The 23,165-nt window shown below is 44.2% G+C and carries 16 protein-coding genes, 10 pseudogenes and 1 other annotated feature; of the genes and pseudogenes, 18 read left to right on the top strand and 8 right to left on the bottom strand.

Annotation, left to right across the window (positions count from 1 at the left end; translation table 11 throughout):
• The first annotated feature begins 6 nt into the window (after positions 1–6).
• From merP to R2H34_RS07135, 6 genes and pseudogenes are all read left to right on the top strand, one after another.
• Entirely contained in the window at positions 7–282 is a 276-nt protein-coding gene (gene merP, locus R2H34_RS07110) for a mercury resistance system periplasmic binding protein MerP (RefSeq protein WP_004178136.1), read from the top strand.
• 27 nt (positions 283–309) lie between these two features.
• On the top strand, positions 310–735 hold the full coding sequence (gene merC, locus R2H34_RS07115) for an organomercurial transporter MerC (protein ID WP_000522997.1): 426 nt from the start codon (positions 310–312) through the stop codon (positions 733–735).
• A gap of 38 nt (positions 736–773) precedes the next feature.
• On the top strand, positions 774–2,459 hold the full coding sequence (gene merA / locus R2H34_RS07120; protein ID WP_042893591.1) for a mercury(II) reductase: 1,686 nt from the start codon (positions 774–776) through the stop codon (positions 2,457–2,459).
• 16 nt (positions 2,460–2,475) lie between these two features.
• Complete coding sequence (gene merD, locus R2H34_RS07125) at positions 2,476–2,838, top strand: mercury resistance co-regulator MerD (protein WP_025467726.1); 363 nt, start codon at positions 2,476–2,478, stop codon at positions 2,836–2,838.
• A pseudogene (locus R2H34_RS07130) lies at positions 2,835–2,915 on the top strand (mercury resistance protein); the annotation flags it as partial. The gene merD and the pseudogene R2H34_RS07130, both read left to right, overlap by 4 nt.
• Positions 2,915–3,490 (top strand): annotated as a pseudogene (locus R2H34_RS07135) (ISL3-like element ISPpu12 family transposase); the annotation flags it as partial. The pseudogenes R2H34_RS07130 and R2H34_RS07135, both read left to right, overlap by 1 nt.
• Positions 3,491–3,557: 67 nt before the next feature.
• On the opposite strand, the gene R2H34_RS07140 reads toward R2H34_RS07135, so the two are convergent.
• Entirely contained in the window at positions 3,558–4,154 is a 597-nt protein-coding gene (locus R2H34_RS07140) for a putative adenosine monophosphate-protein transferase Fic (protein WP_042893590.1), read from the bottom strand.
• A 12-nt stretch (positions 4,155–4,166) separates the two neighbouring features.
• Positions 4,167–4,337, bottom strand: coding sequence for a YhfG family protein (locus R2H34_RS07145; RefSeq protein ID WP_000935322.1), 171 nt, complete (start codon positions 4,335–4,337; stop codon positions 4,167–4,169).
• A 301-nt stretch (positions 4,338–4,638) separates the two neighbouring features.
• On the opposite strand from R2H34_RS07145, the gene R2H34_RS07150 reads away from it, so the two are divergent.
• On the top strand, positions 4,639–6,924 hold the full coding sequence (locus R2H34_RS07150) for a type I restriction-modification system subunit M (protein ID WP_151814531.1): 2,286 nt from the start codon (positions 4,639–4,641) through the stop codon (positions 6,922–6,924).
• A gap of 176 nt (positions 6,925–7,100) precedes the next feature.
• Here R2H34_RS07150 and R2H34_RS07155 read toward each other — a convergent pair whose 3' ends face one another.
• Positions 7,101–8,069, bottom strand: coding sequence for an IS30 family transposase (locus tag R2H34_RS07155; RefSeq protein ID WP_014538385.1), 969 nt, complete (start codon positions 8,067–8,069; stop codon positions 7,101–7,103).
• A gap of 181 nt (positions 8,070–8,250) precedes the next feature.
• On the opposite strand from R2H34_RS07155, the pseudogene R2H34_RS17915 reads away from it, so the two are divergent.
• The 8 genes and pseudogenes from R2H34_RS17915 to R2H34_RS07185 form a co-directional block, all read left to right on the top strand.
• Positions 8,251–8,695, top strand: a pseudogene (locus R2H34_RS17915) (restriction endonuclease subunit S); the annotation flags it as partial.
• Between the two features lie 41 nt (positions 8,696–8,736).
• Positions 8,737–9,111, top strand: a pseudogene (locus R2H34_RS17920) (restriction endonuclease subunit S); the annotation flags it as partial.
• A gap of 117 nt (positions 9,112–9,228) precedes the next feature.
• Positions 9,229–9,342, top strand: a pseudogene (locus R2H34_RS17925) (type I restriction endonuclease subunit S); the annotation flags it as partial.
• A pseudogene (locus R2H34_RS07165) lies at positions 9,339–11,675 on the top strand (type I restriction endonuclease subunit R); the annotation flags it as partial. The pseudogenes R2H34_RS17925 and R2H34_RS07165, both read left to right, overlap by 4 nt.
• Before the next feature lie 50 nt (positions 11,676–11,725).
• A protein-coding gene (locus tag R2H34_RS07170) for an IS3-like element ISAba29 family transposase (RefSeq protein ID WP_318342272.1) occupies positions 11,726–12,945 on the top strand; the annotation gives its coding sequence in 2 pieces (ribosomal slippage) (positions 11,726–12,002 and positions 12,002–12,945; 1,221 coding nt in all).
• Positions 12,001–12,117, top strand: a sequence feature (AL1L pseudoknot). It overlaps the preceding gene by 117 nt.
• 36 nt (positions 12,946–12,981) lie before the next feature.
• Positions 12,982–13,902, top strand: a pseudogene (locus R2H34_RS07175) (type I restriction endonuclease subunit R); the annotation flags it as partial.
• A 32-nt stretch (positions 13,903–13,934) separates the two neighbouring features.
• Positions 13,935–15,114 (top strand): annotated as a pseudogene (locus R2H34_RS07180) (YqaJ viral recombinase family protein).
• 138 nt (positions 15,115–15,252) lie between these two features.
• Entirely contained in the window at positions 15,253–16,041 is a 789-nt protein-coding gene (locus tag R2H34_RS07185) for a hydrolase or metal-binding protein (RefSeq protein WP_371863832.1), read from the top strand.
• A gap of 212 nt (positions 16,042–16,253) precedes the next feature.
• On the opposite strand, the gene R2H34_RS07190 is transcribed toward R2H34_RS07185, so the two are convergent.
• From R2H34_RS07190 to R2H34_RS07200, 3 genes are all read right to left on the bottom strand, one after another.
• Positions 16,254–16,526 carry a hypothetical protein gene (locus tag R2H34_RS07190; RefSeq protein WP_004880446.1) on the bottom strand — a complete coding sequence of 91 codons (273 nt, stop codon included), beginning with the start codon at positions 16,524–16,526 and terminating at the stop codon, positions 16,254–16,256.
• Between the two features lie 14 nt (positions 16,527–16,540).
• A complete protein-coding gene (locus R2H34_RS07195; protein WP_318342537.1) occupies positions 16,541–17,422 on the bottom strand; it encodes a copper resistance D family protein in 882 nt (293 codons plus the stop codon).
• A gap of 66 nt (positions 17,423–17,488) precedes the next feature.
• Entirely contained in the window at positions 17,489–17,869 is a 381-nt protein-coding gene (locus R2H34_RS07200; protein ID WP_002058523.1) for a copper resistance protein CopC, read from the bottom strand.
• Positions 17,870–18,128: 259 nt separating this feature from the next.
• Here R2H34_RS07200 and R2H34_RS17930 point away from each other — a divergent pair.
• Both R2H34_RS17930 and R2H34_RS07205 read left to right on the top strand, forming a co-directional pair.
• Positions 18,129–18,325: pseudogene (locus tag R2H34_RS17930) on the top strand (YHS domain-containing protein); the annotation flags it as partial.
• Positions 18,326–18,387: 62 nt separating this feature from the next.
• Positions 18,388–20,496 (top strand): annotated as a pseudogene (locus tag R2H34_RS07205) (copper-transporting P-type ATPase); the annotation flags it as partial.
• A 73-nt stretch (positions 20,497–20,569) separates the two neighbouring features.
• Here the strand turns inward: R2H34_RS07205 and R2H34_RS07210 are convergent.
• Positions 20,570–21,946, bottom strand: coding sequence for a heavy metal sensor histidine kinase (locus R2H34_RS07210; RefSeq protein ID WP_042893650.1), 1,377 nt, complete (start codon positions 21,944–21,946; stop codon positions 20,570–20,572).
• On the bottom strand, positions 21,936–22,619 hold the full coding sequence (locus R2H34_RS07215) for a heavy metal response regulator transcription factor (RefSeq protein ID WP_002058525.1): 684 nt from the start codon (positions 22,617–22,619) through the stop codon (positions 21,936–21,938). The genes R2H34_RS07210 and R2H34_RS07215 overlap by 11 nt, the downstream gene beginning before the upstream one ends.
• A 150-nt stretch (positions 22,620–22,769) precedes the next feature.
• Between R2H34_RS07215 and R2H34_RS07220 the strand changes: the two genes are divergently transcribed.
• The gene (locus tag R2H34_RS07220; RefSeq protein ID WP_002058521.1) at positions 22,770–23,120 is read left to right on the top strand and encodes a hypothetical protein; all 351 of its coding nucleotides are present in this window, start codon (positions 22,770–22,772) and stop codon (positions 23,118–23,120) included.
• Positions 23,121–23,165 lie beyond the last annotated feature (45 nt).

A 23,165-nucleotide genomic window follows, 5' to 3' on the forward strand; every position in this document is an offset into this window, starting at 1 on the left:
TTCATCATGAAAAAGCTGTTTGCCTCCCTCGCTCTCGCCGCTTTCGTTGCCCCCGTGTTCGCCGCCACTCAGACCGTCACGCTGTCCGTGCCTGGCATGACCTGCGCCTCTTGCCCGATCACTGTCAAGCACGCGCTTTCCAAGGTTGAGGGCGTGAGCAAGACCGACGTAAGTTTCGACAAGCGCCAGGCCGTCGTCACCTTCGACGATGCCAAGACCAACGTCCAGAAGTTGACCAAGGCGACCGAGGACGCGGGCTATCCGTCCAGCCTCAAACGCTGATCCGTTAACCGAACTCGGGAGCGACACATGGGACTCATCACGCGCATCGCTGGCAAAACCGGCGCGCTCGGCAGCGTCGTTTCCGCGATGGGCTGCGCCGCCTGTTTTCCTGCCATCGCCAGCTTTGGCGCGGCCATCGGACTGGGCTTCTTGAGCCAGTACGAGGGGCTATTCATTGGCATCCTGCTGCCGATGTTCGCCGGCATCACGTTACTCGCCAATGCTATCGCTTGGCTCAATCATCGACAGTGGCGACGCACGGCGCTCGGCACGATAGGCCCGATCTTGGTGCTGGCAGCGGTGTTTTTAATGCGGGCTTACGGCTGGCAGAGCGGTGGACTGCTCTATGTCGGCCTGGCCTTGATGGTTGGGGTGTCGGTCTGGGATTTCATCTCGCCAGCACATCGCCGCTGCGGGCCGGACAGCTGTGAATTGCCAGAACAACGTGGCTGACGGCAACAGCCGTAGCCACCACAGAAAAGGAAAAATACATGACCACCCTGAAAATCACCGGGATGACCTGCGACTCGTGCGCGGCTCACGTCAAGGAAGCCTTGGAGAAAGTGCCCGGCGTGCAATCGGCGCTGGTGTCCTATCCGAAGGGCACAGCGCAACTCGCCATTGAGGCGGGCACGTCATCGGATGCGCTGACTACCGCCGTGGCCGGACTGGGCTACGAGGCAACGCTTGCCGATGCGCCACCGACGGACAACCGCGCCGGCCTGCTCGACAAGATGCGCGGCTGGATAGGGGCCGCTGATAAGCCCAGTGGCAACGAACGCCCGTTGCAGGTCGTCGTCATTGGTAGCGGTGGCGCGGCAATGGCGGCAGCACTGAAGGCCGTCGAGCAAGGCGCGCAGGTCACGCTGATCGAGCGCGGCACCATCGGCGGCACCTGCGTCAATGTCGGCTGTGTGCCGTCCAAGATCATGATCCGCGCCGCCCACATCGCCCATCTGCGCCGGGAAAGCCCGTTCGATGGCGGTATTGCGGCAACTGTGCCTACGATTGACCGCAGTAAGCTGCTGGCCCAGCAGCAGGCCCGCGTCGACGAACTGCGGCACGCCAAGTACGAAGGCATCCTGGGCGGTAATCCGGCCATCACCGTTGTGCACGGTGAGGCGCGCTTCAAGGACGACCAGAGCCTTACCGTCCGTTTGAACGAGGGTGGCGAGCGCGTCGTGATGTTCGACCGCTGCCTGGTCGCCACGGGTGCCAGCCCGGCGGTCCCGCCGATTCCGGGCTTGAAAGAGTCACCCTACTGGACTTCCACCGAGGCCCTGGCGAGCGACACCATTCCCGAACGCCTTGCCGTAATCGGCTCGTCGGTGGTGGCGCTGGAGCTGGCGCAAGCCTTTGCCCGGCTGGGCAGCAAGGTCACGGTCCTGGCGCGCAATACCTTGTTCTTCCGTGAAGACCCGGCCATCGGCGAGGCGGTGACAGCCGCTTTCCGTGCCGAGGGCATCGAGGTGCTGGAGCACACGCAAGCCAGCCAGGTCGCCCATGTGAACGGCGAATTCGTGCTGACCACCGGACACGGTGAATTGCGCTCTGACAAGTTGCTGGTTGCCACCGGTCGGGCACCGAATACGCGCAGCCTCGCGCTGGACGCGGCGGGGGTCACTGTCAATGCGCAAGGGGCCATCGTTATCGACCAAGGCATGCGCACGAGCAACCCGAACATCTACGCGGCCGGCGACTGCACCGACCAGCCGCAGTTCGTCTACGTGGCAGCGGCCGCCGGCACCCGTGCCGCGATCAACATGACCGGCGGCGACGCAGCCCTCAATCTGACCGCGATGCCGGCAGTGGTGTTCACCGACCCGCAAGTCGCCACCGTGGGCTACAGCGAGGCGGAAGCGCACCACGATGGCATCGAGACCGACAGTCGCACGCTGACACTCGACAACGTTCCGCGAGCGCTTGCCAACTTCGACACACGCGGCTTCATCAAGCTGGTCATCGAGGAAGGTAGCGGACGGCTCATCGGCGTGCAGGCGGTGGCCCCGGAAGCGGGCGAACTGATCCAGACGGCGGTGCTCGCCATCCGCAACCGCATGACGGTGCAGGAACTGGCTGACCAGTTGTTCCCCTACCTGACAATGGTCGAGGGGTTGAAGCTTGCGGCGCAGACCTTCAACAAGGACGTGAAGCAGCTTTCCTGCTGCGCTGGATAAAAAAAGGAGGTTTTCAATGAGCGCCTACACCGTGTCCCGGCTGGCCCTTGATGCCGGGGTGAGCGTGCATATCGTGCGCGACTACCTGCTGCGCGGATTGCTGCGTCCGGTGGCGTGCACCCCGGGCGGCTATGGCCTGTTCGATGATGCCGCCTTGCAACGGCTGTGCTTCGTGCGGGCGGCCTTCGAGGCGGGCATCGGCCTGGACGCGCTGGCGCGGCTGTGCCGGGCGCTGGATGCTGCGGACGGCGATGAAGCGGCCGCGCAGCTTGCCGTTCTGCGCCAGTTCGTCGAGCGTCGGCGCGAAGCGTTGGCCCATCTGGACGCGCAACTGGCCTCCATGCCAGCCGAGCGGGCGCACGAGGAGGCATTGCCGTGAACGCCCCTGACAAACTGCCGCCCGAGACGCGCCAACCCGTTTCCGGCTACCTGTGGGGTGCGCTGGCCGTGTTGACCTAGAGAGAGTGCGCAAGGGCCTCAGAAAGGAGCTGAAACCGTCCCAGAGCCGGACTCTCAAGGGAGACCGGAAAATCCTGCTGAAACGCGCTCACGAAGTCTCAGACCGGGAGCGCCTCATCATGGAGACCTGGACAGGCGCGTTCCCGCAACTGCTGGCCGCCTACGAGCACAAGGAGCGCTTCTACGGCATCTGGGACGCCACCACACGGCTCCAGGCAGAAGCCGCCCTGGACGAGTGGATAGCCACCATCCCGAAGGGCCAAAAGGAAGTCTGGAGCGATCTGGTCAGGGCAGTGGGAAACTGGCGCGAAGAGACCATGACCTACTTCGAGACGGACATGCCCGTCACCAACGCTTACACGGAGTCCATCAACCGACTGGCCAAGGACAAGAACCGTGAAGGGCGCGGTTACTCCTTCGAGGTGATGCGGGCACGAATGCTCTACACCACGAAGCACAAGAAGAAGGCACCGACTGCGAAGGTCTCTCCTTTCTACAAGAAAACCATCGGTTACGGACTGCCGGACTTCGCAGAGGAACTCAACTACGGAGTCGATCTATCAACCATCTGAGGGTGGTATCAGATTGATGGGGTGAAGGTGCCCCATCAACCATTAAATCCGTATACCCATTTTTTTGTTATTCAGGAGTGATAATGCAGGCTTCAAAAATAGCGATCAGTCCATCTAGCCGGCAGTTGAATCCATCAATATTGGCCTGAATCCAGACTTCCTTATTGTTAATTTTACTCCACTGTACCCCATAGCCGCAGTGAGCAAGTAGGTGTTCAAAGAAGATACGCTGGGTGCGTCCATTGCCTTCACGAAATGGGTGAATCACGTTGACTTCACAATAAAAATCAGCGATTTTTTGGATAAGTACTGGTTTGGCTAAACCTTGAAAATAGTGCTGCTGCTCAAGTTGCTTGAAGAGCTTATTGGCTTCAATTTCAATACGCGGGAAGGTACAAAAGCGGGTATCGCCTTTGGCAATATCCACTTGTCTTAGTTCACCTGCCCAGGCATACAGGTCTGAAAAGAGCTGAAAGTGAATGGATTGCAGGTATTTGAGATCGTAAGGTGGCTCCGCATACTCAATTCGTGTGCTGGCATACTCAGTCAACTCCAGTTCTGCTTGTTGCAGAATTTTAGCATCCTGAATGTTCAGTTTGTTTTTGAGGACGTCCGAGTCGGGGTAACAGTAAATGCTGTCACCCATTTCACCATATTTATCCATAAGGAAGCCTGATCACGATTCCGAGGTCTGTGAGAATTTCTTATATTTCTGTAGAATCTGAGCTTTACTTAATGCCGGTGCGGTTGAGGACGGGTTAATGCCTTCCAGCTTTAAACTGGCTTGATAATTCTGCAAGCGCGTAGCTTGGATATATTTTTTTTTCTGTTCGAGAGTGTTTAGCATTCTGGAATTTCCTTGAACAAAGGTGATGTAAGCCTAGTTTAGCAGATGGGCTTATAAATAGGCACGGCTTTCAAAAGCAGGGTTGTAGCGTTATGGTGGATGAACCTTCTATGAGAAAAATCTGAAACCAGACGACAAAATTTGTCGCTTAACTGTCATGCAATAAATGAATAATCAACAATCTGCTTTTTAAATAATATAATATTATCCAACAGTTAAAAAATTATCAGTATTATCTCTAGCAACCGAAGTGTCGCCAGATACTGATCACAGATAAGAATTCAGGAATTGATTCGCTACTATGACCAACAATAACTTTTCACAAATCGCTTCTTTCATCTGGTCGGTTGCCGACCTGCTGCGTGGTGACTTCAAACAATCGCAATATGGCCGCATCATTCTGCCATTTACCTTGTTACGTCGTCTGGAATGTGTACTGGAAGAAAGCAAGGCTGCGGTACTGGCAGAACATGAAAAAGTCTCCAAGCTGAATCTGCCAGAAGAAGCTCAAGAAAAGTTATTGCTGCGTGCCACCAACGGTCTAGCCTTCTTTAACACCTCCCCAATGGATCTCAGCAAAATGGGGCAGAGTGATATCAAGGCCAACTTAAGCACCTATGTGCAAAGTTTCTCTAAAGATGCCCGTGAGATTTTTGAATACTTTAACTTCATCGAATTTGCGGGCTTACTCGATGATGCCAACCTTTTGTATAAAGTCGTGCAAAAGTTTGCTACCACGGATCTGAGTCCAAAGAACGTATCCAACCATGACATGGGCTTGGTGTTTGAAGAACTGATCCGTCGTTTTGCCGAAGGTTCGAATGAAACGGCCGGGGAACACTTTACCCCGCGTGACATCGTGCGTCTGACCACGGCACTGGTGTTTATGGAAGATGATGACGTGCTGACCAAAGACGGCATTATCCGTACCATTTATGACCCGACTGCGGGAACAGGCGGCTTCCTGTCTTCAGGCATGGAATATCTGCATGAGCTGAATCCGAATGCCGTGATGCGCGCTTTCGGTCAGGAACTCAATCCGGAATCCTACGCAATCTGTAAAGCCGACATGTTGATCAAAGGCCAAGACGTGAGCCGGATTAAACTCGGCAACACGCTGTCGAATGATCAACTCTCTGTCGATCAGTTTGACTACATGCTGTCGAATCCACCCTTTGGCGTGGACTGGAAAAAGATAGAACAGGACATCAAGGACGAGCATGAACAAAAAGGCTTTGATGGCCGTTTTGGTGCAGGCTTGCCACGGGTTTCCGATGGTTCACTCCTGTTCCTGATGCACCTGATCAGCAAGATGCGTGATGCCAGTAGCACCGAGAGCGGTAGCCGCATCGGGATTATCCTGAATGGTTCACCATTGTTTACTGGTAGTGCAGGCAGTGGCGAAAGCGAGATCCGTCGCTATATTTTAGAAGCCGATTTGCTGGAAGCCATTATTGCCTTACCGAACGATATGTTCTACAACACCGGGATTGCCACTTATATCTGGGTACTCAGCAATAAAAAAGCCGCTGAACGTAAAGGTAAGGTACAGCTGATCAATGCCTCAAACCTTAGTACCAAAATGCGTAAGTCGCTGGGTTCAAAACGTAACTATCTGACTGAAGCTGAAATTGCGACCATTACCCAGAACTACGGTGACTTTGTGGCGGTAGACACCTTGGCGCAGGATGGCGAAACCGAACAGCAAAAACCATTCGCCAGCAAAATCTTTGACAGTCATGAATTTGGCTATCGTCGCGTGACCATTGAACGTCCAATACGTTTATCGGCACAGATCACGGATAGCGCGATTGCCGCATTACGTTTTGCCCCAAAACCGTTTAATGCCGTGATGCAAAGTATCGATGCACAATTGGGCACAGCCTTTGCTACAGCGTGGACAGCAGAAACTTATGGTCAGTTGCAGGACGTGGCGCTTGAGGTGCGTGCCCTGATTAAAGCCGAATTCCCTGAGCTAAAAGAAAAAGACATTAAAGAGGTACTGGACAGCAAAATCTGGCTGTTCCAGAAAGCCTTGATGGAAAAAGCCCAAGCCTTACAGGCCGTGATTGGCACTGAGCAGTTTGATGACTTTAACCAGTTTGATGAAGTGCTGAAAAAAGCCCTCAAGCAAACCGACATCAAGCTGGATGCGAAAGAGAAGAAACAACTGTTAGATGCCATTACTTGGAAGAATCCGGAAGCGGAACCGGTGATTAACAAGGTGCTGAAACAGGCGGAAAACCCACTGTATGGTCAGTTTAGCTATCAAGGCAAAGTGGTGGAGTTTGTGCAGGATGGGGACTTGCGTGATGCGGAGAACATTGCACTGAATCCAAAAGTCAGCACCACAGAACTGATAGAAAATTACTTTAAACGTGAAGTACAGCCACACGTGCCGGATGCCTGGATCAATGCTGACAAGCGCGATGAGAAAGATGGTGAGATTGGCATTGTGGGTTATGAGATTCCGTTTAACCGTCATTTTTATGTGTATGAACCACCACGTGACTTAGCGGAAATTGATGCGGATTTGGATGCGGTCAGTCGTGAAATTATGACACTTCTTCAAGAGGTGCATTCTTAATGGCAAAGTATCAAAAATATGCTGAATATAAAGCTTCAGGGTTTAAGGCTTTTGGACAAATACCAAATCATTGGGATGTATTGAATTTACGTTATGTTTTTGACTTCTTAAATGAAAAAAGATTTCCTTTGAGTTCTTTGGAGAGAGCGGAAAAGAAAGGTCAATATCCGGCGAATTCAAACATGAGGTGCGACAGTTTGAAAAGTCTTATGATAATCAACAAGCTGAGCAAATTTCTCTAATGGTGTAAGCCAATCTAACGCTTTTCTAGGACGAGTATTCAGTGACATGGCAACTTGATTTAAATAATGCTGATCTGCCTGATTTAAATCAATCCCTTTAGGTAAATATTGCCTAATTAAACCATTCATATTTTCGCATGTGCCTTTTTGCCAGGGTGAATGTGGGTCACAGAAATATACATCTATGCCTAAATCTTCTTCAAGTATTTTATGTTCTGCCATCTCGCGTCCACGGTCATAGGTCAACGTTTTACGCAGTTCTGCAGGTAAATATTTCAGAGCTTCAGTTAAAGCCTTGCGCACTGATTCTGCCTTTGCATCAGGTAATGTTGCCAAGATACAGAGCCGTGTATTTCGTTCAATAAGTGTTGCTATCGAACTTTTATTGTCTTTACCTTTAATTAAATCAGCTTCCCAATGACCCGGTATTTTTCTTTCTTGAACTTCGGCTGGGCGCTCATGAATAGTTTTAATATCCTGTAATATAGAATCTTTTTTAGGTTCACCGTTAGCTTTTCGCTTTTTATTTTCATGACGTAGACAGGATAATAAGTCTTTTTTCAACTCACCCTTGGGTAATGCTCGTATCGTTGAATAAATCGTTGTATGGCTTACATTCATTGTTTGATCCAAATCAGGAAATGTCTTTAAACGCTTTGCTATTTGCTGAGGAGACCATAAACAACGGATCGCTTCAACAATAAATTTCCAGAGGATTGAATCGATTTTGAGTTTTCTGTGACCACGTCTACGTCTAGCAAAAGTGTTATCAGAAGCATATCGAGCTTGATAAACGTCATTGATGCTATTTCTTTTAAGCTCACGATAGATCGTACTAGGATGTCTTTTAATAAGTTCAGCAAATTTTCTGGCTGAAAAGCCTTCTTTTCTTGACTCAAGCATTAATGCAGTACGATCTTCAAAGTTAAGATGATGGTATGACAATTTTATATACTCCATAAACCCTTTAAATTAATTAGGTGGTTTATGTCGCACTTCAAGTTTTACTCTGCCCACTTATTATGGTGCAAGTGGAATTATTGATTATGTTGATGAATATATTCTTAATGAAAAAACCATTTTAATAGCCGAGGATGGGGCGAATTTATTAAGTCGATCAACTCCTTTAGCTTTTATTGCACAAGGTAAATACTGGGTTAATAATCATGCTCATATTTTAAAACCTAAAAATTTACAATTTAACTTTTGGACTTACTTTTTACAGAGCTTAGATTTCACAATCTATATTACTGGCTCAGCACAACCGAAGCTTTCTAGAGAAAATTTAGGGGATGTGGTTGTACTCAAACCAAGTTTAAATGAGCAACAAATAATTGCTAATTTCCTCGACCATGAAACCACCAAAATCGACCACCTAATTGAAAAACAACAACAACTGATTGAACTGCTGAAAGAAAAACGTCAGGCGGTGATTAGCCATGCCGTGACCAAAGGCTTAAATCCAAATGTTCCGATGAAAGATTCGGGTGTGGAATGGTTAGGGGAAGTTCCGGAGCATTGGGATATTTTAAAATTGTCGGCTATTGCTGATATAACTCGTTTAGCAGGATATGAATATACAGAATATTGGCAAAGTGATGATGACGGAGAGATTATTGCAATTAGAGGTCAAAATATAAGATTTAATAAACTTGTTAATCTAGATACAGCAGAACGTATCACAAATAAACTTTCTATGAGGCTAAAAAGGTCCAGACTATATAAAAATGATATTGCATTTCCTTGTGTAGGGACTATAGGTAATGCTGTACTAATCAACGAGTCTGACAAATATCATATTAATCAGAATATAGCTAAACTTACACCAAATTTAAAAATTCATCCTTTGTATTTGGTTTTCTTTTTAAATAGTTTAATTTGTTTAGAAAGTGCATTATTTCTTAATACATCAGATGCTCAACCTAGTATTTTGGTTGGGAATTTAAGAAAAGTTAAAATTGCTTTTCCTTCAATAAATGAACAAATAGAAATAGCAGAGAACATTAATGAACAACTTAAGCAAATTGACGGTTTAATTTTCGAATCTAATAAAATGATTAGTCTTTTTATAGAACGCCGAACCGCCTTAATCTCAGCCGCAGTCACTGGAAAAATTGATGTTCGTAATTGGCAAGCGCCAATGGTTGCTGAGGCACAGACGGAGTTAAGCGCATGAGTCTAGACGCCACCCGTGAAAGTATTTTCCAGAACGATATTATTTCCCAAATGCTGGCACAGGGTTGGCAACTCGGTACGCCACAAGGCTACAACCGTGAAACCGCCTTGTATGAGCAGGACGTACTGGATTTTGTGCAACAGACCCAAGCACAAGACTGGCTGAAGTTTCAGCGCATCTTTCCGCAAGATACCGAACGGCATTTTCTAGAAGCCGTGGTTGCCCAGCTGAAGAAAGCCGACATCAATGCCACTGATGAACAGTCACGTAGCTTTGGCACTTTAGGTGTGCTGCGTCACGGAGTGAAAACCCGCAGCGCACGATTTTTCCTCTGTCAATTTAAACCAGAACATGCGCTGAATCCCGATACCTTAGCCAATTACAAAAAGAACATCTGCCGCATTGTACCGGAATTGGTCTATAGCCCGTATGCTACCGCTGCCGAGTTACAGGACATGGGCAAACAGGCCAAGAAATGGCGTATTGACTTGGTATTGTTCATTAACGGCTTTCCTGTTGCGACTCTGGAACTCAAGTCCGAGTTTAAACAGGCGGTGCAGAATGCCATGTTGCAGTACAAACGCACCCGCTTGCCGAAAGATCCAGAAACCAACAAGCCTGAACCCTTGCTGATGTTTAAGCGTGGCGCATTGGTACATTTTGCCGTGAGTCAATACGAAGTCTATATGGCGACCCAACTGGCTGGAGAAGATACTTTCTTCCTGCCATTCAATAAAGGCACGCATGACGGTGGCGCAGGCAATGATGTGCCAGAAGACCAGAATCAGTACGCCACCGCCTATCTGTGGAATGAAGTCCTCACACCGGACAATTTGCTGAATATCATTGGATGTTTTGTCCATCTGCAAATTGAAGAAAAAGAAGACTGGGAAGGACGCAAGTACAAAAAAGAACTGCTGATCTTCCCACGTTACCACCAGTGGAATGTGGTGACCAAACTGATCAATGCCGCCTTAGAGGAGGGCACTGGACAGAAATATCTGATTCAGCACAGTGCAGGTTCAGGTAAGTCCAACTCGATTGCCTGGACAGCACATCAGCTATCGACCCTGTACGATCAACACAATCAGAAACTGTTTGATTCGGTGATTGTGGTCACTGACCGTACCATTCTGGATGCCCAGCTACAGGACACCATCTACCAGTTTGAACATGCCGATGGCGTGGTCGGACGCATCAATAACAAAGAAGGCGATGGCTCCAAATCGGAAAAACTGGCCAAGGCACTCGAAACCTCACAGCCGATTATCATTGTGACCATCCAGACTTTCCCCTTTGTGCTGCGTGCGATTGAAAACAGTACCAACCTGAAACAGCGACGCTATGCGGTGATTGCCGATGAAGCGCATTCTTCGCAAAGTGGCTCTACGGCACGACAACTCAAAGAAGTGTTGATGCTGGAAGAGCGCGAAGAGGATGCTGAACTGTCTTGGGAAGATATTCTGGATGCCGTGGTTGCAGCACGTAAGGGCAGTAATAACCTCAGTTACTATGCCTTTACCGCGACACCGAAAGACAAAACCCTGCAACTGTTTGGCCGTGTACCCAATCCTGAGCTCCCGCCATCCAAGCAGAACAAGCCGGAAGCCTTCCATGTCTACTCCATGCGCCAAGCCATTGAAGAAGGCTTTATTCTGGATGTGCTGAAAAACTATACCAACTATAAAGTGGTGTATAAGCTCAAACAGAAAATTGAAGAAGCCGACAAACAGGTCGATGCCAAAAAAGCCAAGATCAGACTGAATCAGTGGGTGCGCCTGCATGACCACAACATTTCTCAGAAAGTGAAAGTCATTGTCGAACATTTCAAAAATAACGTGATGGGCTTATTGGGTGGGCAGGCTAAAGCCATGGTGGTGACCAGTTCACGTAAAGAAGCGGTGCGTTACAAGCTCGCTTTTGATAAATACGTGACGGATCAGGGCTATAAGTCCATTCAGGCTATGGTCGCATTCTCGGGTGAGGTTGAGTTTAATGACAAGGATACCGACAGCAGTGGTTTAGTCGGGCAGACCTTTAATGAACGCAACATGAACCCGGGGCTAAAAGGACGGGAAATGCGCAAGGCCTTTGATAGTGATGACTATCAGGTGATGTTGGTGGCCAACAAATTCCAGACTGGCTTTGACCAACCGAAACTGTGTGCCATGTACGTAGACAAAAAGCTGGGTGGTGTTGAGTGCGTACAAACCTTGTCACGCTTGAACCGTACCTATCCAGGCAAAGCGGAATCTGGCACCTTTGTCTTGGATTTCTTTAACGATCCCGAAGACATTCTTGGGGCCTTCCAGCCTTACTACCAAACCGCAGAATGAACCGTACCAGGTTTGTCGGAGACTCAATATTCTGAGAGACTATTCCGATGAAAAAACCAAACTATACCCCCGAAATTAGAGAAAGAGCGGTTCAATTACTAATTGAATCTGAAAAAGATTATCCTTCTACTTGGGCAGCAATCACAGCTATTGCTCCTAAAATCGGTTGTACTCCTGAAACATTGCGTGTTTGGTATTTAAAGCATATGGATCAACTAAATCCTGCCAAAGTACAACAGAAATCTGACCAAGAAAAAATGAAGCAAATGGAACGTGAAATTAAAGAATTAAAGCGTGCCAATGAAATTCTACGCAAAGCAGCCGCTTTTTTCGCCCAGGCGGAGCTCGACCGCCCACACAAATAATGGTGGATTTTATCCAGAACAATAAAGATCGATATGGTGTTGAAGCGATTTGTAGAATTTTACCGATTGCAGCTTCGACCTATTATCGGGCTTTAGATCTCGTTGATAACCCAGAACATCGAGCGAAACGTGCTCTGCATGATTTACATCATGCAGAGCAAATCAAACGTATTTGGAAAGAAAGTTTAGGTCGATATGGTGTGCGTAAGGTCTGGCAACAATTGAAACGTGAAGGTTATGTTATCGCACGTTGTACAGTTGCTCGATTGATGCAGAAGCTAGGTATACAAGGTGTTTGGCGTGGTAAGAATAAACAAACCACCCGTAGCCGAGATGATCAAAAACGAGCAGATGACTTAGTAAAACGCAATTTTAATGCAGATCATCCTGACCAGCTGTGGGTCGCTGACTTCACGTATATTCAAACTCATTCAGGCTGGGTCTACACCGCATTTATTATTGATGTGTTCTCGCGAACAATTGTTGGATGGAAAGTATCAACACGGATGAATACAGATATGGTACTTGATGCACTGGAGCAAGCATTGCATGATCGAGGCATGCCAAAGAATGTGATTCATCATTCCGACAGAGGTGTGCAATATCTTTCCATTCGCTATACCAATCGTTTAGAAGCAGCAAATTTACGAGCATCAGTCGGTACAACGGGTGATTCATACGATAATGCTCTGGCTGAAACGGTGAATGGCTTATACAAAACAGAGGTGATTGAATATTTAAAAGCAGATTGGCAAGGTTTAGCGGATGTACAACTTGCGACATTAAATTGGGTAGATTGGTTCAACAAAAAGCGTGTACACAGTGCACTGGGTTATGTATCGCCTTTTGAGTTTGAAGCAATGTACTATGATAAGATTAATCCGTTAGGTCAGGTGGCCTAACTTAAATAAAAAAGTCTCCGATAAACCCGGTACGGTTCAGAACTGGCTGATGTATCGAATCCGGATCAGATCTTTGACCTGTTTGAAAAGCTGAAAGCTACCAAGATTTTTCTGTGGACGGAAGTTGAACAGTTTGTAGAAGCCTTCTTTACCAAGAACAAATCCAATGCTGCGATTAGTAATATCTGCAAACCCGCGGTTGAACGCTGGCAGAAACGTTATAGTCAGGCCATCGAAGCCTATAACACCACCCGTGACATGCTGGAACGCTGCAAGAAAACCAATGATGCGGTGCTGATTGCTAATGCCGACAATGCCTTTAAAGAAGCCAAGCTCGAAAAAGACAAGCTGGAAATCTTTAAAAAAGACTTGGGCAGCTTTACCCGTTTCTACGAGTTTATGTCACAGATCGTGGACTACGATGACAAAGAACTGGAGAAGCTCAGTCTGTATGCGCGTAACCTGCGTCCATTGCTGCGTGAAACCGCAACGAAAGACGATGAGGTGGATCTAAGTAATGTCAGCATGAGCCATTACCGCTTGTCCAAGATCCGTCAGCAGGACATCAAGCTGAAAGAAGATGCCGAAGACAATCAGCTTGAGCCGGGCAATGACCTGGGTGCAGCCAAGCCACGTGATAAGAAAGAAGAATTCCTGTCACAGATCATTGAGCGTCTGAATGATGTCTTTATCACTGATAACCTGACTGATAAAGATATGCTCAACTATGCCTATACGGTACGTGACAAGCTGGCGGAAAATGAGATTGTGATGAAGCAGATCTCCAACAATACCCGTGAACAGGCCATGCTGGGTGATTTCCCGAAAGCGATGGATGATGCCATTCTTGGCAGTAGTGCGGCACATCAGGAACAGATGATGCAGTTGCTGTCTGATCCGGCGAAGGCCAGCATATTTGCACGGGTGATCTTTGATATGTTGAGCAGTCCAAGATGACCGCTAAATTAACAAAGGGGGGCAGTTTTTAAATGCGGTTAGGGGGCATTTTTACACTGCCGCTAACAACACCCGTTATCCCCAGTTCCATACCACCCTTGCCGATGCCATTGCCTTTACCTACATCACCCGATTCAACATCGGAAACCTCGCAACGGCCAAGCAGAACACGACAACAGCATTATCCTAAAACCCAGCAAGGACAAAGACAAAGCCGAGTCGGAACACTGTGTCCCAAACGTTTGGCAGAAACCAAACATATGAGCCAAGCTGAATGGTTAAGCCTCCGACGCCAAGGCATTGGCAGTAGTGACTGTGCTGCCCCTTGTGGGCTGAATCCCTATATGTCGATGCTGGAACTGTGGATGATCAAGACAGGGCGGATTCAACAAAGCATTGAAGATGAGAGTGAAGGACATGCACCGTTGTACTGGGGCAAACGCCTTGAACCCTTGAACCCTTGGTCGATGAATACTACAGCATGCACACCAATTATAAAGTCCGTAGAGTCAATGCTGTGCTACAACATCCCGAAGCTGATAAACACTTTATGTTAGCCAACTTGGATTATTCGGTAGCAGGTGATGCAGATGTACAAATTCTAGAATGCAAAACCGCAGGGGAATATGGCGCCAAATTGTGGCGAGACGGTGTGCCTTTATACGTGCTGTGTCAGGTACAACATCAATTGGCAGTGACAGGTAAAAAAGCAGCACATATTTGTGTATTGATTTGTGGGCATGAAACCCGAATTTTTAAAGTGACCCGTTCTGAATCGGTGATTCAACACATCATTAATGCTGAACGATATTTCTGGGAATGTGTAGAAAATGATACCCCACCTGAAGCGGATGCCAGTGAATCGGCAGCCAAAGCTTTGCAGCTTTTATATCCCGAACATGTACCACTCAGTACCACAGACTTCACTGAAGATACGCAAGCCAATCAACAGTTTGAACAACTGATTCAAGCGCGTAACCAAATTGAAAAGCATCAGAGCAATTCGATCTACTCAAACACCAACTGCAAGCCAAGATGCAAAACGTAGAACGAGCAACATTCTTAACAGGTTCGGTGACGTGGAAAAAGTCTAAAGACTCAATCAACTTGGACAGCAAGACTTTATTGAAACAGCACCCTGAATATCTGAAGCAATTTCCACAAAGTAAAACAGGTTCACGGCGCTTCAATATCTACAGCAATGATGATTGAAATGAATTTAGCCTAAGTAAAATTCACAAGCAAAAATACAAGTCCCACCTAAACATCCCATGCCTCAGCGCATGGGATTTTTTTATGTCCATTTCATTTTTAACCACACAACACATTTAAAGTATAGAGGAAATCATCATGATTAAAGGTTTAGCCATCACACCGCCTATTCTAGGGCGAATCAGCATTGGTAAAGTTGTGGAAAAGAACGGCAAACATCTGCCTGAAAGTGATGATCAGTTTACCATTACCAGCCAAATTCAAGGTAAAGATGGATGGTTCAAGCACCCCTTGGATGAACAACTACGAGCCAAAGCACCGAACCAAAAACTCAGAAGCATTCCAGTGCGTATGATCTTTAACGATCCTGAACTAAATTTAAGGGCAGAGTACAGTCTGTTTGACCGACAAACTGGACGCTTAATCTGTTCAGGGAACGGAGAAACCTGTCAGCGACTTGGGAAAAACGGCATAGAACAACATCCATGTCCATCGCCTGATTTATGTCCGATGGCACAAGGTGGACTATGTAAACCTTATGGCAGACTGTATGTGAATTTAGATGAATCGGACGAATTAGGGACATTCATCTTTAGAACCACAGGTTTTAACAGCATCCGTACTCTGGCAGCACGCTTACGTTATTACAGTTCAGCGTCAGGTGATTTACTTTCATGTTTGCCATTGCAACTGACTTTACGAGGTAAAAGCACCACGCAAAGCTACCGCACTCCGATTTATTACGTGGATTTAACTTTGCGGGATGGAACCAATTTGCAGGAAGCGATTAGCAATGCCAAGCAAATCAGTGAACAAAGCAAGGCAGCAGGGTTTTATCAGGAAGCATTAGATCATGTGGCGCGTCAGGGATTTGCCAATGCCAAGTTTGAGGTAGGAGGTGAGGAAGGGTTGGATATTGTTGAGTAGTTTTACAATGATGAATCTAAGCCACAACAACATGAACAATTTCATAATTTTACTCATGTTCAAGATATTCAAAAAAGGTTTGCAGCAGTCGGTTCAAGCTCTGAATTAAATACTGTTGGGGGCTAAGAAGCCCCCAACAGTAATATTGCTACTATTTTTTATTAAAAAATTTGAACTACTTATTGAATCAATAAACATTACTTAAGTATCGTTTATTTGGAGGGCGGTAGTACGTTAGGCTTTTGTAACATTAATCCATTTATAACTTTTTGTTGTCTACTATCCTCATTACGTAGTTGTTTATCTTTGGAATGATGGTCATCTTTATTCTCATCAACTTTGGTATCGCCATGGTTATGATCAGTAATATTACGTAAATCAGTATCATCTAAGGAGCGAATCGTTTTTGAAGTGCTAGGTTCAGCCCAAGATATTGTATTTAAAAATATGAGAAATAATAAATTGTACTTCATCCATGAAGTCATAGCGTGATCCTTTTTTACTCAATACCGACTACAGTGGTGATATAACCAGTGGCTAAAAGAATTGATAGACCTAATGACATCTCAAATAAAATGGCATAGCCCAATTGTTTCGCAAATTTCGGGTCTTGTAAGCGAGGTGTGAAATACCATTTGTTAAAGGCTGCTAACAATAAAATACTTAGGACAAATAATATTTTAATAATAAATCCATGCCCATAAGGTGTATTGATTAGAGTATTAAAATCTTTAAAGAGTAATAAAGCAATACTAAGACCACAAGCGATGAGTATTCCTACAATAAAGGCTGCTATTTGCCCAAATAGATGCATACGTTCTTTAAGTGGTAAGCCATTAATTTTTTTGCTTGTTTTCCATAATGGATAAAGCGACCCCATCCATAAGGACATTACAAGTACATGTATTGATAATAAAGCTTGAGCGAATAAGGGTAAATTCGTGACATGACCTAATTGGGAAAAACTAAAAACAATAGGTAAGAGTAAGATGGTAAAGATTAACCCTTCAACTTTAGAAAACTGATTAGTTCTTCTGCTTAATTTCACGAGCATAAATAAAAATAAAAGCAGAAAACCCACTGATCGTATGATATGGGTATGGCCAATTGGAGTGTTAATTACTAGATTTATATAGTTAGTATCCCACATACCAGATAGTCCAGTATTGGCAAAACTTCCGATGAGAAGGAAGAATCCTAGAATACTGGAAATTAGTCCTAATGCTGTGCCAAGAGTTATGTATTTCAGAATAGTTTCCTTTATTTCTACATAACGTCCAAGTAAGAAGTAGGAGAAAGTACCACCAACAACAAATGCAATACCTAAATATAAAATGACTTTAACAAGCCATGATGCATATATCCAAGATTCAAGAATCATAATTTTCTCCATCGTAATAGCAACATGCCAGCAGTTCGCTGGCATGTTGCTATTAGCACTTGATTTTTATTTTGCTGATTTAATGGTGAAATTATATTCCCCATTCATGTTGTGGCCATCCGCTCCCATTGTGGTCCACACGACTGTATATTTTCCTTTTTTTAGTTTAGGTGCAGCGACGTCAAATGATTTTTTCATATCATGAGTTATTTTATAATTTAAAGGAATGTCCTTACGTTGTGCATCAAGCAACTTGACGTTCATTAACATAACTTCTTCACCAAAATTCAAAGTTATATTTTTCGGTTGGCTAGCTACAGATGCATTAATAGCAGGTGTTGCACTTTCAAGTTTCACATGTGCGAATGCACTTGAAGTAGCTACAACCATAGTCGTGCCTACGAGTACGTTACGTAGAGTAGACATTTTATTTTGAAAAATTTTCATTTCTTCATCCTCTTTAAACTAATCTTGGGCTCAGTAATGACCGAATGAAATGCATCAATTGGTTGCTTGGTCATCACCTTTCTCATGCTTATTATTAAAGGATGAGAGAAACATCCCGATGACTTCAAAATTACATTTTTGTCATTTTAAAAATTAAAAAACCACAAGTGGTACACTGGCTTTAAAGAAAACAATGATCACTAAACAAACTAATAAGAGGGAGTCTATTTCCATCTTAATGAAATTATTAATTTAAAAAATTAAATATGAAGGAGGCTTTTATGGACCATCATCATCACGAAGATAAAAATACACTTACTGATCCTGTCTGTGGCATGGCAGTAAAAGAAACATCTCAATTTTATGAAAAAGTTGACAGTAAAACTTTCTATTTTTGCAGTGAAAATTGCTGGTTAAAGTTTAAGAATGATCCTGCTTTTTATATTAATAAACTAGCAAAAGCGACTAATCCAAAAGAGATTGGGATAAATTCAATTGTGGTTGATCAGCCGATAAATGTGAGTACTTCTACTATTTACACTTGTCCGATGCATCCCGAAATTCAACAAAATCACCCTGGGAATTGTCCTAAATGTGGTATGACTTTAGAGCCTTTACTTCCAAATCTGGATGAAGCTGACGAAAACCCTGAACTAAAAGATTTTAAAAGACGATTTTGGTATACCTTACCTTTAACTCTTATCGTTGTATTTTTAGCCATGTTTGGGCATCAGCTGAATTTATTTGATATGAAGATACAGAGTTGGATTGAACTCATTCTTACATTACCTATCGTTTTTTGGGCAGGGTGGCCATTTTTTGTTAGATGTTGGCAATCAGTTTTAAATCGTAGTCCGAATATGTGGACCTTAATTGGAATTGGTACTGGTGCCGCATTTATATACAGCCTCATTGGAACTTTGGCTCCACAAGTATTTCCAGACTTTTTTGTTTCTATGGGACGTGTCGCTGTATATTTCGAAGCCACAGCAGCCATTATTTCGCTGACCTTATTAGGCCAAGTTCTTGAGTTGAAAGCTCGATCACAGACCTCGGCAGCAATTAAATCTTTACTTGGGTTAGCACCTAAGACTGCAAGAAAAATAAATGACGATGGTAAAGAAGAAGATATTCCTCTTTCCCATGTACATGTTGGAGATTTGCTCCGAGTACGACCAGGTGAAAAGGTCCCTGTTGATGGAGTTGTTACTGAAGGGTCAAGTTCTATTGATGAATCAATGTTAACAGGAGAACCTGTTCCCGTTACAAAACGTGAAGGCGATCAAGTAATAGGTGCAACAATAAATATGAATGGTTCATTAGTAATGCGTTCAGAAAAGGTTGGATCTTCAACGGTACTGTCTCAGATCGTACAAATGGTATCGCAAGCTCAACGTTCTAAAGCGCCGATGCAAAGAATGGCAGATCATGTTGCAGGTTGGTTTGTTATGGTAGTTATTGCTATTTCTGTGCTTACATTTTTTGGTTGGGGGGTATTTGGCCCAGAGCCTAGTTGGGTTTACGGGTTAATTAATGCTGTCGCAGTGTTAATTATTGCTTGCCCATGTGCTTTAGGCTTAGCGACACCTATGTCAATTATGGTGGCAACAGGTCGTGGTGCATCGAATGGTGTACTTTTTCGTGATGCAGCTGCAATAGAAAATTTACGTAAGATTGATACTTTAATTATTGATAAGACAGGTACTTTAACTGAAGGCCAACCCTCATTCGATAAGGTTATCGCTCTTTCGGGCTATGAAGAAAATGAGGTACTTCGGTTAGCAGCTAGTCTGGATCAGGGGAGTGAACACCCTTTAGCTGATGCAATCGTACGTGCTGCCCGTGAAAGAGATCTTGTACTGTCTAGACCAACATCTTTTGAATCTGGCTCTGGGATTGGTGTTAAAGGAGAGTTAAATGGACAACAATTATCTCTTGGTAATACAGCATTAATGGAACAGCTGGGAATATCAGTTAAAGCATTTGTTCCCGAAGCTGAAAAGTTAAGAGCCGAAGGTGCAAGTGTCATGCATTTAGCTGTGGATGGAAAACTGATAGGGTTAATAGCTGTTTCAGATCCAATCAAAGCAAGTACACCTGAGGCTGTTCTTTCATTAAAAGATTCCGGTCTAAGAATCGTAATGGCTACTGGTGATGGATTAACAACAGCTAAGTCTGTTGGCGCTAGATTAGGTATTGATGAGGTTTATGGTGAGGTTAAACCCGCAGATAAATTAGAATTGGTTAAGAAATTGCAAAAAGAAGGAAGAGTGGTTGCGATGGCTGGTGATGGGATCAATGATGCCCCAGCTTTAGCTCAGGCTGATATCGGAATTGCAATGGGTACAGGAACAGATGTAGCAATGAATAGTGCACAAGTTACTTTGGTAAAAGGTGATTTACGCGGTATAGAGATTGCTCGTTCATTATCAGAAGCAACCATTAAAAACATGAAGCAGAACCTTATGTTCGCATTTCTTTATAATGCTTTAGGTATTCCTTTAGCAGCGGGTATTTTATATCCATTTACTGGCTGGTTACTTTCTCCTATGATCGCAGCCTTAGCAATGAGTCTAAGTTCAGCATCAGTCATTGGTAATGCTTTACGACTACGTAGCCAAAACTAAGTTTTTCTGACTACTCATTATTTTTAACTATTAAAGATGAGTAGTCAGTAGTTGTTTATTTTTATATAAGTGATTAATTTTTAAAAATAATTTTAAAAGTTATGCGGCCATTATGATAGTCTGCTCTAATTGTTGCGCCATGTACATCAAGAATGGATTTGGTAATTGCTAGCCCTAAGCCAGTACCTTCCTCAACTCGCTGTCTGGAAGCATCTGTTCTATAAAAACGGTCAAATAATCGATTTAGCTGGTCTGATGATAAAGGTGAGCTTTCATTCTCAATTGTAAAAACAGTTTTATCAAAGCTTTGTTGGCAATTGATTTTGATCACTGAATCTGTTTTTCCATATTTGATCGCATTTGATAATAGATTACTGAGTGCTCGACGTAACATTGAAGGATCGCCATTTACATAACCTAGACCAGTTTGTTCTAAAGTCATTTTCTTTTCAGAAGCAATAGCATCATAAAAGTCAAATAAAGCTGAAATTTCTTTGACCAAATCAATTCTTTGTAAGTTTGGTAAATGCAAACCGTGTTCGGCTTTGGCAAGGAATAACATATCTGAAACCATCCGAGCTAAACGTTCAAACTCTTCTAAGTTAGAAAAGAGAACTTCCTGATAAGTATTGATATCTCTACTACGGGATAAACATACTTGGGTTTGAGTCATCAAATTATTAATAGGTGTGCGAATTTCATGAGCAAGATCAGATGAGAAGTCTGATAATTTCTCTACAGCAGATTCCAGTCTATCTAACATATCGTTAAAAGCTATGGCTAAGGATCTAAGCTCTGTTGGCGTGTTTTCGACTTCTAAGCGTTCAGAAAGATGTTGAGCAGATATACCTTCTGCCACTTTTGCCATTTTTTGAACTGGGCGTAACCCTCGCCATGCTGCGAACCACCCTAAGAACATTAAACAAATTGTACCCACAAATCCAATGTATAGAAGTTGACGTCTAAAGTCATTTAAGAAATGTAGATGCTCAGAAGTATCGATGCCAACGACAATTTGAGCTGACATAATTGAGTCTTGATGATTAAAAGACTTTGTATAAATTAAACCACGGTAGGTTTTATTTTGAATGCTCCATTCAACCCAAGGCTTTCGTTTTGATTTATTGAGTGTTTTGGTATGAATGGTGGATGGTGCTGAACTAAAAATAATTTGACCCGTTGGTCGTTCAATTTGAACAATTAGATCATGATGACCAACTAAGGCATCTTTTAAATATAAATTCAATTCTTGAGAATTAGAAGGATTCTGTTCTAATAGATTCTCTATAAGTTGAATTTTACCTTCTAATTGAGTTCGGTCTTGAGCTTCGAAATGATGCATTACGAGTTGATGAATAACTAGTCCCATAATCATTAGAATGATTACGGTAGATAGAGAAAAAATAATAGCTATACGAAAGCTGATTGCATTAAACAATTTACGAGTCATCTTCAACCTCTAGAACATAACCCATTCCCCGTATGTTCTGGATTAGCTTAGGGCTAAAGTTACTGTCAATTTTACTTCTCAAACGTTTAATAGCGACTTCTACGACGTTGGTATCACTATCAAAATTCATATCCCAAATTTGAGAAGCTATGAGTGCGCGAGGTAAAATTTCACCACGTCTACGCATAAATAATTCCATCAGCGCGAATTCTTTAGCTGTTAAGTCAATACGTTGCCCAGCGCGAGTGACGCGGCGTTTACGAAGATCAAGTTCAAGATCAGCAATTGTAATAAGGTTACTATCTTCTTTTTGTTGTCCCCGTCGGAGTAAGCTTTTAATGCGTGCTAATAACTCAGCAAAAGCAAAAGGTTTTACGAGGTAGTCATCAGCTCCCAAATCTAATCCCTTAACTCGATCTTCAATTTGATCACGCGCTGAAAGAAATAGAATAGGCATTGTCTTTCCGCTTTTGCGAATATCATAAATGATATTCCAGCCATCTAATTTTGGTAACATAACGTCCAAAATGATGAGGTCATATTCTTCGGAAAGTGCTTGATGTTTACCTGATAATCCATCTGTGACCCAATCCGTAATATACCCAGCTTCAGATAGACCTTGTTTAAGGTAGTCACCAGTTTTTTGTTCATCTTCAACTAGTAAGATTCTCATTGATAAAAATCCAATATCACTCATTAAGAATATAATAACGTTATAAATACGTGATTCTTTGTAGATTACAAAAATGTCATTTTCATGTCATATAGATGTTTGGTGGTAGCCTTTAAGGTATTTGTATAAAGTTAATTTTTGGAGCAAAACATGAAAACTCTATTCCGTCGTAGCTTAACTACACTTATGTGTATTGGAACTTTAATTGCAGGAACTCAGTCTTGGGCAGCCGATGCTAAACAGGGAACCACTGTAGTCACTGAAACTAAAGCGGACTCAAAAATGTCAGAGAAATGCCAAAAACCTTGTAATATGAAGAATGATGAGAAAACCCAACAGGATCATAGTCAGCATGAGCATGGCAATATGGCTGATATGTCTCAGATGGATCACTCTAAGATGATGAATATGGATCAGTCTAAAATGGGTAATATGGATCATTCAAATATGATGAACATGGACCACTCAAAGATGAACATGTCAAATACATCAAATAAATAACAAATACGATAAATGAAAGATTGGGGAGATTAAAGCGAATAATTG

The sequence above is a fragment of the Acinetobacter sp. 16 genome, assembly GCF_033439925.1.
In the GTDB taxonomy this organism is placed as follows: domain Bacteria; phylum Pseudomonadota; class Gammaproteobacteria; order Pseudomonadales; family Moraxellaceae; genus Acinetobacter; species Acinetobacter junii.